Origin of the sequence: Kribbella jejuensis (genome assembly GCF_006715085.1) — a bacterium.
In the GTDB taxonomy this organism is placed as follows: domain Bacteria; phylum Actinomycetota; class Actinomycetes; order Propionibacteriales; family Kribbellaceae; genus Kribbella; species Kribbella jejuensis.
Genome location: NZ_VFMM01000001.1, coordinates 1,701,302 through 1,713,799 on the forward strand (window position 1 = coordinate 1,701,302; position 12,498 = coordinate 1,713,799).

Genomic DNA, 12,498 nt, shown 5'->3' on the forward strand with positions numbered 1-12,498 from the left:
CCTCGTCGGCGCTCCAAGATTAGCGGCACAACAGCAAGATCCTGCACCTAGAAGAATCGAGGGATCCGTGCCCTTCCGCCCCGTCGCCGAGCTCGACCACGACCCGGACACGCTGGTGTTCGAGCACGGCTGGCAGTCCTGGAGCCCGAGCGGCTGGTACCGGCTCGACGCGCGCCCGCCCCGGCCGACAGCGCCTAACCACCACGTGATGGCCTACCGCCCAGGAGTCGAGGCCGGCCGTTTCCAGGGGGAAGGTCTCCTGGCGGTCGCGGCACAAGGCCGAACCACAGTTGTCGCCGCGCGAACCCCCGACACGGTCCCGTCCATCCGCGCCGAGGCCCACGGCAACAAACTGGTCGTCTCCGCCGACGACGAGGTCGCGATCACGACCAGCACCTCCGCGAACCCGAACCAGGCGCTCGCCGACTGGGCCGACGCCTTCGCCACCGGCGCGCCGCCGGTCCGCGTGTTCGGCCCGTCCTGGTGCAGCTGGTACGCGTACTGGGGCAAGGTCACCGAACGCGACGTGATGAACGACGTACGGCAGTTCGACCAGCACGACCTGAGCGTGGATCTGGTACTGCTCGACGAGGGCTACCAGACCGCGATCGGCGACTGGCTCACGCCGCGCGACGACTTCGGCTCGACCGTTACGCTGGCCGCCGACATCCGCTCGAGCGGGCGCCGCGCCGGCATCTGGGTCGCCCCGTTCCTCGTCAGCAGCGACAGCGAGACCGCCCGCAAACACCCCGAGTGGCTCGTCCCCGGCATCACAGCCGGGACCAACTGGGGCCACGAGCAACTGGTCCTCGACGTCACGCACCCCGGCGCCGCGCGCCACCTCCAGGACGTGTTCACCGAGCTGTGCCGCCAGGGCTACGACCACTTCAAGCTCGATTTCCTGTACGCCGGCGCGATCGACGGACCGCGGTACGAACAGGTCGACGGCATCGCGGCATACCGGCACGGCCTGCGGCTGCTCCGCGAAGCCGTCGGCCCGAATCGGATCCTGCACGGCTGCGGTGCCCCGATCCTGCCGAGCCTCGGCCTGGTCGACTGTATGCGGATCTCCCCCGACACCGACCCGTTGGTCGAACCACCGTCCGGCGACATCAGCCAGCCCGGCCAGCACGGCGCGAGGACGACGTCGGTCGCGCGCGAGTTCCTGCATGGCCGCTGGTGGGCGAACGACTCCGACTGCCTGATCGTGCGCCCCGACGTGCAGGAACGCGAGCGCTGGGCGAACCACATCGAACAAGCACCCGGCCTCCGGATGTCGAGCGACCCGATCAGCGCCCTGGACCGCTGGGGCCTGGACCGTACCCGCGAGCTGCTCGTCCCGAGTTCACCGCGGCCGCACCCACTGAAGGACCCTGATGCTTAGGCCCGCGCCCCGCGCCAAGCGCCGCAACAGAAGAGGCCGCGAGACGGCGGCGGCGTACGCACTCCTCGCCCCGAGCCTGGTCGGCGTCCTCGGCTTCCTGCTCGCACCGGTGCTGATCGTCCTGGCGCTCAGCCTGTTCGACTGGAAGTTGCTCTCGACACCTGAATTCATCGGGTTGGCCAACTACCGGAAGCTGTTCGCGGACTCCGGCGTCTGGCACTCACTCCTGGTCACGCTGTACTACGTCCTGATCTGTGTCCCCGGTACGACGATCCTCTCGCTGCTGCTCGCCCTCCTGGTAGATCGCAAGCTGCGCGGGATGAAGTACTTCCGCGCTCTACTCGTGATCCCGTGGATGGCGACGCCGGTCACGCTCGGTCTGGTCTGGAGCTGGATCTTCGACCCCGGACGCGGCGCGCTGAACCAGTTCCTCGGCCTGTTCGGGATCCATGGTCCGGCGTGGCTGTCGTCGCCGGTGCTGGCGATGCCGAGCGTGGCGGCGGTGCACATCTGGCAGTTCGCCGGCTACAACATGCTGTTCTTCCTGGCCGGCCTGCAGAACATCCCACGATCGTTGCGCGAGGCATCGTCGCTGGACGGCGCCTCCCCGGTCGCACACTTCTTCACGATCACGCTTCCGTTGCTGCGGCCAACGATGTTGTTCGTACTGATCACCAATGTGATCGGCTCCTTCCAGGCGTTCGACACGATCTTCGTGATGACCGAGGGCGGCCCCGGCGACAGTACTGAGGTGACGACGTACCTGATCTACGACGAGGCCTTCAAGAAGTTCGACTTCGGCTACGCGTCGACGATCTCGGTCCTGCTGTTCGCGGTCGTGCTGATCGCGACGATCTCCCAGTTCGTGTACTTCGAACGCCGTACCACTTACGAGGTGTCCGCATGAGACTCCGCATCGTCCCGTACGCCGTACTCGTGCTCGGCTGCGTGTTCTCGGTGTTCCCGTACCTGCTCACCCTGCTGACCGCGTTCAAGGGCCCGGGGCAACTGTCCGAGACGATGCCGTGGGAGCCCGGCCTGCCACCGAGTACGGCGGCGTTCCACCGGCTGTTCGCGTCCGGGTTCGGCGGATACCTGGCCAACACCGCACTCGTCACGGCCGGAATCACCCTCGGCCAGATCGTGTTCGCGATCCTCGCGGCATACGCCTTCGCCCGGCTCTCGTTCCCGGGGCGGGACGCGCTGTTCTGGGTGTATTTGTCGACACTGATGGTGCCACCGGTGGTCACGATGATCCCGCTGTACCTGATGATGCAGAAGCTCGGCCTGGTCGACACGTGGGCCGGGTTGATGCTGCCGACGATGCTCGGTACGCCGTACGCGATCTTCCTGCTCCGCCAGTTCTTCCGCGGCATTCCCGCGGATCTCGAGGACGCGGCCCGGATCGACGGCGCCGGGCGGGTCCGGACGCTGGTGTCGATCGTGCTGCCGCTGTCGAAACCGATCCTGGTCACCGTCACCACGCTCGCCGTGGTGGCGAACTGGAACAGCTTCCTCTGGCCGCTGATCATCACCAGCAGCGAGAACAAGCGGCTGCTCTCGGTCGGGATCGCCTTGTTCAAGGGGGAAATCGGCGTCGACTACAACGCCGTCATGGCGGGCAGCCTGATCGCGCTGGCGCCGCTGCTCGTGCTGTTCATCGTCTTCCAGCGCTTCATCGTCCGCTCGGTCGCCGTTACCGGGCTCAAGTAGTCGGAGGCTCTCATGTCTTTGTCCAGGAGGACTTTTCTGATCGGCGCGGGGAGTGTGCTCGCGCTGGCCGGCTGCGGCTCGTCGGACAACAAGGCAAGCAGTGGCGGCAAGGTCGAGCTCGTGTACCGGCTCTGGGACGAGCAGCAGGAGGTCGGGTACAAGACCGTCTTCGCTGAGTTCACCAAGGAGAACCCGGACATCACCGTGCGGATGGAGGTGCTGCCCTGGGACCAGTACTGGACGAAGCTCACCACCGAACTGGCCAGCGGCAAGGCGCCGGACGTGTTCTGGCTGACCGTCGACTACTTCCCTGACTTTGCCGGCAAGGGTGTACTGGCGCCGCTCGACGACCTGATCTCGAAGGCCGGGCTGAAGCTCGACTCGTACCACCCGAACGTCGTCCAGTCGTACAAGTTCGAGGACAAACAGCTGGGCATGCCGAAGGACATGGGCATCGTCGGGCTGCTCTACAACAAGACCCTGGTCCAGAAGGCCGGCATCGCGATGCCGAAGGAGTTGACCTGGGCGCCGGACGGTTCGGGCAGCTTCCTCGAGATTGCCCGCAAGCTCACGGTCGGCGACAAGCAGTGGGGTTTCTGCTCCTGGAACCACAGCCAGACCCAGTGGCTGAACTGGATCGCGTCGAACGGCGGCCACGCGATGGACAAGCCGTACGGCACCTTCGACTTCGCCGGAGAGAAGTCCGTCGAGGCGCTGCAGTTCGCCCGCGACCTGGTGTTCAAGTGGAAGGTGTCGCCGGACGGTACCCGTACCAACCCGCCGACCGGCCAGGCAACCGAGATGTTCTACCGCGGCGAGGTCGCGATGTTCCCGGCGAACAACGCGCTGCTGCCGTTCGCGCTGCCCGAGGTGAAGTTCCCGATCGGCGTCACGTCGATGCCGGCCGGACCGGCCGGTCGGACCGTGGTGATCAACGGGCTGGCCGAGGCGATGTTCGCCAAGACCAAGCATCCGGACGAAGCGGGAAAACTGGTCGCGTTCCTCGGCTCGGAGAAGGCGCAACGGCTGATGGGCGACGCCGGTTACATCATCCCGGCGCTGAACGACGCGGGCGCCGGCTACAAGGCGTTCTGGAAGAAGAAGAACATCGACGTCCAGCCGTTCCTCGACTCCGCCGCCGGCAGCACCGTCAACCTCCCGATCGCCGAGGGCTGGACCGCCAAGTCCCCGGAAATCAACAAGGCCGTCAACGACCTCTACCTGAACAAGATCCCGGTCGCCGACATCGCCGCTTCCATGGACAAGATCGGAAACGACAAATGAAGGAACTGACCGATTCGTACGACGATGTGCAGGACGTCGGCGTGCTGCGGGAAAGGTTGTCGAATGACGGCTACTTGTTCTTCAGGGGGCTCTTGCCTACCGATGTGGTGGGAGCTGTGCATGAGCAACTGGCGCGGATTCTGTATGACAGTGACTGGCTGGCGCGGGAGGCCGATCCTCGGGAGTTGATCGCTTCGGGGCGGGCTGTGGAGGAGGGGTCGGCGGGGTTCTTCGGGGCGTATACGGCGATCCAGAGCACCGAGGCGTTCCACCGGCTCGCCGTACGGCCCGAGCTGCTCGACCTGGCGGGACGGTTGCTCGGGGAAGAGGCGTTCGCGCATCCGGCGCACATCTGCCGGATCGCGCCCCCGTCGCCCGGGGCGAACCCGACGCCGATCCATCAGGACTACCGGTTCATCCAGGGGTCCGTGGACACGCTGACCACCTGGTTGCCGTTGAGCCCGGCACCGCCCGAGATCGGCGGATTGCGGGTGTACGCCGGTTCACCACGGCTCGGCGTACTTCCGGTGAAGGCGTCCGACGGGCCGGGGATGATGCGCGCCGAGGCTGACGAGAACCACCCGGAGTGGCGGACGACGTCGTACCGACCGGGCGATGTACTCCTGTTCGGAAGCCTCACCGTGCACGGCGCGATGCCGAACCGGACGAACCAGCTGCGGTTGTCGGCCGACTTCCGCTACCAGGCGCTGAGCGCACCAATGGCTCGCGACCTGCTCGGCACGGGGAAGCCGCACTACCACCCAGACGTCCCGGACTTCCCGACTCTCACTCGCGGCTGGACCTCGACGGACTGCGTCGAAGTCCCACCCGGAGTGAACTTCGTGGGCCGCTGGGACCCGCGAGTGGACGATGTCCCCACGCCGGCGTCGCGCTTCGCGTACGTCTGAACACCGGAGGTGCACCAGCCGGCCGAACGCCTCGCGACAGTTGCCGGACTACACCTGAGGAGCGGACCTGTGCCACTCACCAACCGGCGTACAGCTGCCGGGTGCACGCTTGGCCGGGCGTGCCCGGCCCGCGTCGGTGCGGGTTGGTGAGTGGTGGGGGTCCGCCTACGGGCGGATCACGATCTTGCCGCGGGCGTGGCCGGACTCACTGAGCGCCTGGGCCTGGGCGGCTTCTTCGAGTGGGAACGTCGCGGCGATCCGGATCGTGAGCTTGCCGTCGGCGGCCGCTTGGAGCTGGGCGTCGAGGGTGGCGCGGACCGCCTCCGGGGTGCCGGTGCCGCCGGAGGAGGTCTGGATGCCGAGCGCGGCGGCCGCGAAGTCGGCGATGGTGACGATCCGGTCGGTGCCACCCCGGAGCTCGATCGACTCCTCCAGACCGCCCTGTCCGGCGGTGTCGAACACCGCATCGACCCCCTGCGGAGCAGCTTCGCGGACCCGCTCGAGCAGCCCGTCGCCGTACGCCACCGGGATCGCGCCGATGGCGCGGAGGTAGTCATGGTTGGCGGCCGACGCCGTACCGATCACCGTCAGCCCTGCGGCCACGGCAAGCTGAACGGCCACCGAGCCGACCGCACCCGCGGCGCCGTGGATCAGGATCGTCTCGCCCGCTTTCACGTCGAGCAGATCCAGCACCCGCTGCGCTGTTTCACCAGCGACCGGTATGCCGACCGCCTGCTCCCAGCTGAGACCCGCGGGCTTGTGCGTCACGTTGCCGCCGAGCGCGTACTCGGCGTACGCACCGCCGGCGGACCAGCCGACGACCTCGTCGCCGACCGCGAACCCCGCGCCCTCACCGGCCTCGTCGACCACCCCGGCGACCTCGAACCCCGGGACGGCCGGGAACTTCGCCGGCGCGAAGTCCTTCGTGAAACCGCGCCGGATCTTGGTGTCGTACGGGTTCACACCGGCCGCCTGCACCTTGATCCGCACCTGCCCGGGGCCCGCATGCGGCTCCGGCACGTCCTGCACCTGGAGTACACCGGGATCGCCGTACTCCTCGAACACCACCGCGCGCATCGGACCGCCTCCAAAGAATGGTTGTTGCTACAAGAAAGGCTGCGCCGCCGCCGGGCATTCCCGGACGGCGGCGCGAATTTCTGCGATCAGTTCTCTTCCAGGCGGGGGAACAGCGGATCGCCCTTGGTCAGCGTCGCGCCGGCCGGGAGCTGGCCCCAGGTGCCGGCGTCCTGCACCCGCTGGTCGGCCAGCGCGCCGAGCTTCTCCTCGGCGCCGAGCAGGGCCCACAGTTTCGCGGAGGACTTCGGCATCGTCGGGTTGTGCAGTACGGCGACCGCCCGCAGTACCTCGGCCGCCGAGTACAGGATCGTGGCGAGGCGGGCCCGCTGGGACTCGTCCTTCGCGACCTTCCACGGCTCCTGCTCGGTCACGTACCCGTTGACCGCGCCAACCAGTTCGTTGATCGCGGCGAGAGCTTCATGGAACGCGAGCGTGTCCAGCGCCTCGTCCGCGGTCGCGACGGTCTGCGCGAGCCTGTCCGCCAGCGCCTGCTCGGCCGGTCCGTGGTCGGTCGGCTCGGGCAGCGCGCCGTCGAAGTACTTGCCGACCATCGCGGCGATCCGGCTGGCCAGGTTGCCCAGGCCGTTCGCGAGCTCGGAGGTGTAGACCGCGCTCAGGTGCTCCCACGAGAACGAGCCGTCCGACCCGAACTGGATGGTCCGGAGGAAGTAGTACCGGAAGGCGTCGGAGCCGAAGTGGTCGGTGATCTCGTGCGGCGCGATCGCGGTCAGCTTCGACTTGCTCATCTTCTCGCCGCCGACCAGCAGCCAGCCGTGCGCGAAGACCTGCTTCGGCGTCGCAACCTCGGCCGCCATCAGCATCGCCGGCCAGATCACCGCGTGGAACCGGAGGATGTCCTTACCCACCAGATGGACGTCGACCGGCCACAGCTCCTCGAACCGCTCCGGGTCGGTGCCGTAGCCGGCGGCCGTCACGTAGTTGAGCAGCGCGTCGATCCACACGTACAGCACGTGGTCCTCGTCCCACGGGACCGGGATGCCCCAGTCGAACGTGGACCGGGTGATCGACAGGTCCTGCAGGCCCTGCTTCACGAACGCGATCACCTCGTTGCGTGCGCTCGACGGCGCGACGAAGTCCGGCTGCGATTCGTACAGCTCGAGCAGCTTGTCGGCGTACGCCGAGAGCCGGAAGAAGTAGTTCGTCTCCGAGACCGTCTCCAGCTCGGTGCCGTGGATCATGCACCGCTGCGTGCCGTCGGCGTCGGTCCGGATGTCCGCGGGAAGCTTGAACTCCTCGCAGCCCACGCAGTAGAGGCCCTCGTACTCGCCCTTGTAGACGTCGCCCTTGTCGTAGAGCTTCTGCCAGAACTCGCGGACCCGCTCGGTGTGCCGCTGCTCGGTCGTCCGGATGAAGTCGTCGTACGCGATGTCGACGTCCACCCAGGCCGGCTTCCAGGCCTCCTCGACGAGCTTGTCGGTCCACTCCTTCGGGGTCATGCCCTGGGCCTGCGCGCTGCGCATCACCTTCTCACCGTGCTCGTCGGTACCGGTCAGGTACCACTTGCGCTCGCCACGCTGGGCGTGCCAGCGGGTCAGGACGTCCCCGGCCACCGTCGTGTACGCGCTGCCGATGTGCGGCGCGGCCGTGACGTAGTAGATCGGGGTGGTGACGTAATAGGCCTTCTCGGAAACCTTCTCGGGCATGCCTTAAAGAGTAGTGCCCCGGTTAACTGGGTTTTCGCGCGGCCAGTACGGCGTCGTACACGGTCCGTTTCGGCACGTTGAACCGCTTCGCGACGTCGGCGATCGCCTGCTTACGCGGCGTACCCGCCTCCTCGTCCACCGCCACCTCGCGGGCCAGGTCCTCCGGGGTCATCACGCGGTCCGGGTCCGCGCCCGCAACCACGACCGTGATCTCGCCACGGACCCCGTCCTTCGACCAGGTCACCAGGTCGTCGAGACGACCCCGTTTGACCTCTTCGTACGTCTTGGTGAGCTCCCGGCACACCGCCGTACGACGATCCGCCCCGAAGGCTTCGGCCATCGCCTCCAGCGACGCGGTGAGCCGGTGCGGCGCCTCGAAAAACACCATCGTCCGCGGCTCGTCCCGCAACTCCGCCAGCCGCCGCCCGCGCTCCCCCGGCTTCCGCGGCAGAAACCCCTCGAACGTGAACCGATCCACCGGGAGGCCACTCAGCGCCAGGGCCGTGAGCACGGCGGACGGCCCCGGTACGGCGGTCACCACCACGTCAGCCTCGATCGCGGCGGCCACCAACCGATACCCGGGATCCGACACGCTGGGCATCCCCGCGTCCGTCACCACCACCACGGTCGCCCCGTCGAGAAGCGCCTGCATCAACTCGGGAGTCCGCTCCCGCTCATTCCCTTCGAAGTAGCTGACGACCCGCCCACTGAGCTGAATCCCCAACTCCCCCGTCAACCGCCGCAACCGCCGCGTATCCTCCGCCGCCACCACATCAGCCCCCGCCAACACCCTCCCCAACCGCGGCGACCCATCCGAAACATCCCCAATAGGCGTCCCCGCCAACACCAATCGCCCGGTCATGGGAGGAGGGTAAAGGCGTCGGTGTGCTGCGGCCGGACGACATTGAAATGCCGCCGGTCCAGCGTCGCGATCTCGTCCACCCCCAACTGCTCCGCGAGGGCAACGACCGATGCGTCCACCAGCCCCAACGGCAGGTCCGCGTACTGCCCGATCAGGTCGGCGATCCGCTCGAGGGCCGCGGGAGTCATCGGAGCGATGGTGAAATCCTCGGTCGCTAGCGACCTGACGAACGCCATTTCGGGCTTGTGCCCGCCTGCCCTGGCGAGCAAGTAGCACACCTCGGTGACGACGAACGGAGGAATGACCAACCGCTCGTTGTTCAGGCGGAGCGAGGCGAACAGGTCGACGCAGGGCTGGTGGTTGGCATCGGAGGTCAGGGCGGCCGCAACCAGCGGGCCGGTGTCGACGACTATCACTTCGAGCTGCGTCCGAGCTCCGAGCCGAGAATCTCGTCGATGTGCTCGGAGAAGTCCGGCGGCGTCCCGTCGACCGAACCGAACCACGCCGGCGGCCAGGAACCGCCGGCCCCGGGCCGCTCGGTGCGTGCCTCGGCCTGCAGCTTCAGCAGCCGGAGCTCCGGCAGGAGGTCTGCTGCCGCCTTGTCCGACATCGAGTCGATCAGCGCGTGGAGCTCTTCGCGGGGCGTGCTCATGTGACTGATTGTAGGAGGTGGGGGGCGGGTGGTTGGGGTTTTCCACAGGCGGGGGGAGGCGGGCGGACCGGGGGGTCCGTAGCATGGCGGCGTGGCTGCTGTGATCGAGGACGGGACTGTCCGGCGGGGCGAGGCGGATGGCGAGCGGGAACTGCTCGGGCGGGACGTGCTCGGTAGACGGCTGCCGCCGCTCAAGGAGCGGTTGTACCCGGCGATGCCGCGGGACTTCGACGGCGGCTGGATCGCGACGCTGGCGATCACGCTGGTAGCCGGCATCCTGCGGTTCTGGCACCTGAGTACGCCGGTGAAGTTCGTCTTCGACGAGACGTACTACGCCAAGGACGCGTTCAGCCTGCTCAAGTTCGGGTACGCGCGGCAGTTCATCGACCAGCCGGAGGGCGCCGCCGACAAGGCGATCCTGGCCGGCAACCTGAACGTCTTCAAGGACACCCCGAGCCTGACCGTGCACCCCGAGGTCGGCAAGTGGATGATCGCGGCCGGTGAGCAGCTGTTCGGGATGAACACGTTCGGCTGGCGGTTCATGCCGGCGCTGTTCGGCACGCTGACGGTGCTGCTGGTGATCCGTACCGTCCGCCGGATGACCCGCTCGACCCTGATCGGTGCGATCGCGGGCCTGCTGCTCGCGGTCGACGGCCTGCACTTCGTGATGTCGCGGGTCGCGCTGCTCGACATCTTCCTCGCGTTCTGGCTGGTCGCGGCGGTCTCCTGCCTGGTCTGCGACCGCGACTGGACCCGCCGCCGGCACGCCGAGACCCTGGACAGGCCGGTCGAGGACGGCGGCCGCCGTACGGTCGGCCGCTGGCTGCTGATCCGCCCGTGGCGGATCGCCGCGGGCGTCTGCTTCGGCCTCGCGCTCGGTACCAAGTGGTCGGCGGTCTGGACGATGGCCGCGTTCGGCGTGCTGGTGTTCGCCTGGGACTTCGGCGCCCGCCGCGCGCTCGGCGTCCGGTTCGCGTTCGTGAAGTCGGCGCTGGTCGACGGCATCCCGGCGTTCGTCAGCCTGGTGCTGGTCGCCGGGGTCACCTACCTCGCGACCTGGACCGGCTGGCTGCTGCACGACAACTCGTACGACCACAACTGGGCGGCGAGCAACCCGGCGCACGGCGTGATGAAGCTGGTCCCGGACGACTTCCGGTCACTGCTCGAGTACCACAAAGAGGTCTACGCGTTCCACACCGGCGACTACATCAAGCACGCCACCCACCCGTACCAGTCGAACCCGGCGGGCTGGCCGATCATTGCCCGGCCGATCGGTTTCGACGCGGTCAACGACATCAAGCCGGGTACGCCGGGCTGCACCGCGCCGGCCGGCGACACCTGTCTGCAGGTGATCTCCGCCCTCGGTACGCCGCTGTTGTGGTGGGGCGGTGCGCTCGCGCTGATCGCCGCGCTGGTGTTCTGGATCAGTACGCGCGACTGGCGGTTCGGCATCCCGGTCGTCGGCTTCGTGACGTGTTGGGTGCCGTGGTTCGCCTATGACCAGAGACCGATCTTCTTCTTCTATGCCGTCACGATGATCCCGTTCACCGTGATGGCGCTGGCCCTCATCCTCGGCAAGATCCTCGGCCCGGCGCGAGCAGCGCTGAGCACGGGGCTCGGTACGGCGACCCCGCGCCGGCTGATCGGCAGCGCGGTGGTCGGCGCGTTCGTCGTACTCGTCGTCCTGAACTTCGCCTACATCTGGCCGATCCTGACCGACAAGGTCCTCCCCCACGAGGCCTGGCTCAGCCGCATGTGGTTCAAGTCCTGGATCTGACCGCGTAGTCCACCTTCTCGAACGGCCACCGCGTAGCGAGCCAGTCGGACACGGCGTCGTACAGCTCGACGTCCAGCGACGCCCGGTCCGCGCTCACCCACGAACGTACGTCGGCCACGGCCGGATCCTTCCGCGATGGATACATATACACGCACCCGATCACATCGCCGCCGGTTTCGATCACGGTGTACGTGAAGCCGCGGCGCGCGGCGAAGTCGTCGGCGTGCCGCTGGAGGTCACCGAGGTTGGCCTCCAGCGACATCCCGTCGGCCGGCGGCCAACTGCCGCCGAACCCCGGCGTCGAGCGGATGTGCTCGATGCTGCTCGTCCAGGCGGCGTAGTCGGGCTCGTTGTGCTGCGGGCCGAGCGGTTCCAACCGGAATCGCTCGGTGACCAGCTCACGGGGTACGTCGAACTCGGCGGGAACGAAGTCGGCCATGACCGCAGGCTACGAGTCGTGCGCACGGACCGCACCGCATTTGCGGTCAGTGCAGGCCGTGGCGGTTTTTGTTCTTCTTGCCGTGGCGCTTCGCCGACGACTGGCCGCCGACGCCGCCGAACAGCGCGAGGCCCTTGATCACGACTGTCGGCGCGTTCGGGTCCGGATCGGCGGAGCCTTGCGCGGCGAATCCGCCGAAGATGCCGACGCCCTCGTTGCGCACGGTGACGCCCTCGGGGACGGTGATGTCGATCCCGCCGAACACTGCGACCGCGTTGATCGTCACCTCACGGCCCTCGAACACCGCGTCGGTCATGTCCAGGTCGTGGCCGCCGAACACCGCGAGCGCGTTGGTGCGGCGCTTCACCCGCCAGCGGCCCTTCCGTTCGCCGCCGCCGAAGATCGCGACCAGGTTGTCGACGCTGGCGTTCGGGTCGGCCGGCTCCTCGATCGGTACCAGGCTGGTGGACGGAGCCGTGGACAGGGACGGGACCGCCGACGCGACCGGCGCCGGCTGGCCCGGGACGACCAGGTCCCGGGTGATCGGCTCGAGTTCGCCGAGGGTCTTGGCCTGCAGCGTCTGCTCGAGCCGATCGGCGTGCTCGTCCTGGGTCAACCGGCCCGACATCAGGGCCTCCCGCAGTACGTCGACGACCTGGTCACGATCGATGTCGGACGCCCGCAGATGCGCGTGCGGATGCGGGCGGTCGGGCAGGTTCTCCATAACCCTGAACGATA

13 protein-coding genes are annotated in these 12,498 nt (G+C 67.9%); 6 read left to right on the top strand and 7 right to left on the bottom strand.

Features of this window, described 5'->3' with window-relative positions; genetic code table 11:
* Positions 1-67: 67 nt before the first annotated feature.
* The 5 genes from FB475_RS08320 to FB475_RS08340 are packed head-to-tail and all read left to right on the top strand — an operon-like array spanning position 68 to position 5,289.
* On the top strand, positions 68-1,384 hold the full coding sequence (locus tag FB475_RS08320) for a glycoside hydrolase family 36 protein (RefSeq protein ID WP_202878285.1): 1,317 nt from the start codon (positions 68-70) through the stop codon (positions 1,382-1,384).
* Positions 1,377-2,291 carry a carbohydrate ABC transporter permease gene (locus FB475_RS08325; protein ID WP_141854079.1) on the top strand — a complete coding sequence of 305 codons (915 nt, stop codon included), beginning with the start codon at positions 1,377-1,379 and terminating at the stop codon, positions 2,289-2,291. Before FB475_RS08320 ends, FB475_RS08325 begins: the two co-directional genes overlap by 8 nt.
* Positions 2,288-3,097: a carbohydrate ABC transporter permease gene (locus tag FB475_RS08330; RefSeq protein ID WP_141854081.1), complete on the top strand. Its 810-nt coding sequence runs from the start codon at positions 2,288-2,290 to the stop codon at positions 3,095-3,097. Before FB475_RS08325 ends, FB475_RS08330 begins: the two co-directional genes overlap by 4 nt.
* Before the next feature lie 12 nt (positions 3,098-3,109).
* Positions 3,110-4,381, top strand: coding sequence for an ABC transporter substrate-binding protein (locus FB475_RS08335; RefSeq protein ID WP_141854083.1), 1,272 nt, complete (start codon positions 3,110-3,112; stop codon positions 4,379-4,381).
* Complete coding sequence (locus tag FB475_RS08340; protein WP_141854085.1) at positions 4,378-5,289, top strand: phytanoyl-CoA dioxygenase family protein; 912 nt, start codon at positions 4,378-4,380, stop codon at positions 5,287-5,289. The genes FB475_RS08335 and FB475_RS08340 overlap by 4 nt, the downstream gene beginning before the upstream one ends.
* Before the next feature lie 165 nt (positions 5,290-5,454).
* Here the strand turns inward: FB475_RS08340 and FB475_RS08345 are convergent, their stop codons facing one another.
* The 5 genes from FB475_RS08345 to FB475_RS08365 all read right to left on the bottom strand — a co-directional run bounded on the left by FB475_RS08345 (position 5,455) and on the right by FB475_RS08365 (position 9,544).
* Positions 5,455-6,366 carry an NADP-dependent oxidoreductase gene (locus FB475_RS08345; RefSeq protein WP_141854087.1) on the bottom strand — a complete coding sequence of 304 codons (912 nt, stop codon included), beginning with the start codon at positions 6,364-6,366 and terminating at the stop codon, positions 5,455-5,457.
* An 86-nt stretch (positions 6,367-6,452) separates the two neighbouring features.
* Positions 6,453-8,030, bottom strand: coding sequence for a methionine--tRNA ligase (metG, locus tag FB475_RS08350; RefSeq protein WP_141854089.1), 1,578 nt, complete (start codon positions 8,028-8,030; stop codon positions 6,453-6,455).
* A gap of 22 nt (positions 8,031-8,052) precedes the next feature.
* Complete coding sequence (gene rsmI, locus FB475_RS08355) at positions 8,053-8,892, bottom strand: 16S rRNA (cytidine(1402)-2'-O)-methyltransferase (protein ID WP_141854091.1); 840 nt, start codon at positions 8,890-8,892, stop codon at positions 8,053-8,055.
* Positions 8,889-9,308: a type II toxin-antitoxin system VapC family toxin gene (locus tag FB475_RS08360; RefSeq protein ID WP_141854093.1), complete on the bottom strand. Its 420-nt coding sequence runs from the start codon at positions 9,306-9,308 to the stop codon at positions 8,889-8,891. The genes rsmI and FB475_RS08360 overlap by 4 nt, the downstream gene beginning before the upstream one ends.
* On the bottom strand, positions 9,305-9,544 hold the full coding sequence (locus tag FB475_RS08365; RefSeq protein WP_141854095.1) for a hypothetical protein: 240 nt from the start codon (positions 9,542-9,544) through the stop codon (positions 9,305-9,307). The genes FB475_RS08360 and FB475_RS08365 overlap by 4 nt, the downstream gene beginning before the upstream one ends.
* Positions 9,545-9,758: 214 nt before the next feature.
* Here FB475_RS08365 and FB475_RS08370 point away from each other — a divergent pair, with 214 nt between their 5' ends.
* A complete protein-coding gene (locus tag FB475_RS08370; protein ID WP_202878407.1) occupies positions 9,759-11,321 on the top strand; it encodes a phospholipid carrier-dependent glycosyltransferase in 1,563 nt (520 codons plus the stop codon).
* Here the strand turns inward: FB475_RS08370 and FB475_RS08375 are convergent.
* A complete protein-coding gene (locus FB475_RS08375; protein WP_141854099.1) occupies positions 11,305-11,760 on the bottom strand; it encodes a GNAT family N-acetyltransferase in 456 nt (151 codons plus the stop codon). The genes FB475_RS08370 and FB475_RS08375 overlap by 17 nt on opposite strands.
* A 46-nt stretch (positions 11,761-11,806) precedes the next feature.
* The gene (locus FB475_RS08380; protein WP_141854101.1) at positions 11,807-12,484 is read right to left on the bottom strand and encodes a DUF1707 SHOCT-like domain-containing protein; all 678 of its coding nucleotides are present in this window, start codon (positions 12,482-12,484) and stop codon (positions 11,807-11,809) included.
* Positions 12,485-12,498: the final 14 nt, after the last annotated feature.

Bases quoted from the DNA above. Each gene is read 5' to 3' on its own strand.
- FB475_RS08325 (WP_141854079.1), top strand. From the start codon at position 1,377: ATGCTTAGGCCCGCGCCCCGCGCCAAGCGCCGCAACAGAAGAGGCCGC.
- FB475_RS08330 (WP_141854081.1), top strand. From the start codon at position 2,288: ATGAGACTCCGCATCGTCCCGTACGCCGTACTCGTGCTCGGCTGCGTG.
- FB475_RS08335 (WP_141854083.1), top strand. From the start codon at position 3,110: ATGTCTTTGTCCAGGAGGACTTTTCTGATCGGCGCGGGGAGTGTGCTC.
- FB475_RS08340 (WP_141854085.1), top strand. From the start codon at position 4,378: ATGAAGGAACTGACCGATTCGTACGACGATGTGCAGGACGTCGGCGTG.
- FB475_RS08345 (WP_141854087.1), bottom strand. From the start codon at position 6,366: ATGCGCGCGGTGGTGTTCGAGGAGTACGGCGATCCCGGTGTACTCCAG.
- metG (WP_141854089.1), bottom strand. From the start codon at position 8,030: ATGCCCGAGAAGGTTTCCGAGAAGGCCTATTACGTCACCACCCCGATC.
- rsmI (WP_141854091.1), bottom strand. From the start codon at position 8,892: ATGACCGGGCGATTGGTGTTGGCGGGGACGCCTATTGGGGATGTTTCG.
- FB475_RS08365 (WP_141854095.1), bottom strand. From the start codon at position 9,544: ATGAGCACGCCCCGCGAAGAGCTCCACGCGCTGATCGACTCGATGTCG.
- FB475_RS08370 (WP_202878407.1), top strand. From the start codon at position 9,759: ATGCCGCGGGACTTCGACGGCGGCTGGATCGCGACGCTGGCGATCACG.
- FB475_RS08375 (WP_141854099.1), bottom strand. From the start codon at position 11,760: ATGGCCGACTTCGTTCCCGCCGAGTTCGACGTACCCCGTGAGCTGGTC.
- FB475_RS08380 (WP_141854101.1), bottom strand. From the start codon at position 12,484: ATGGAGAACCTGCCCGACCGCCCGCATCCGCACGCGCATCTGCGGGCG.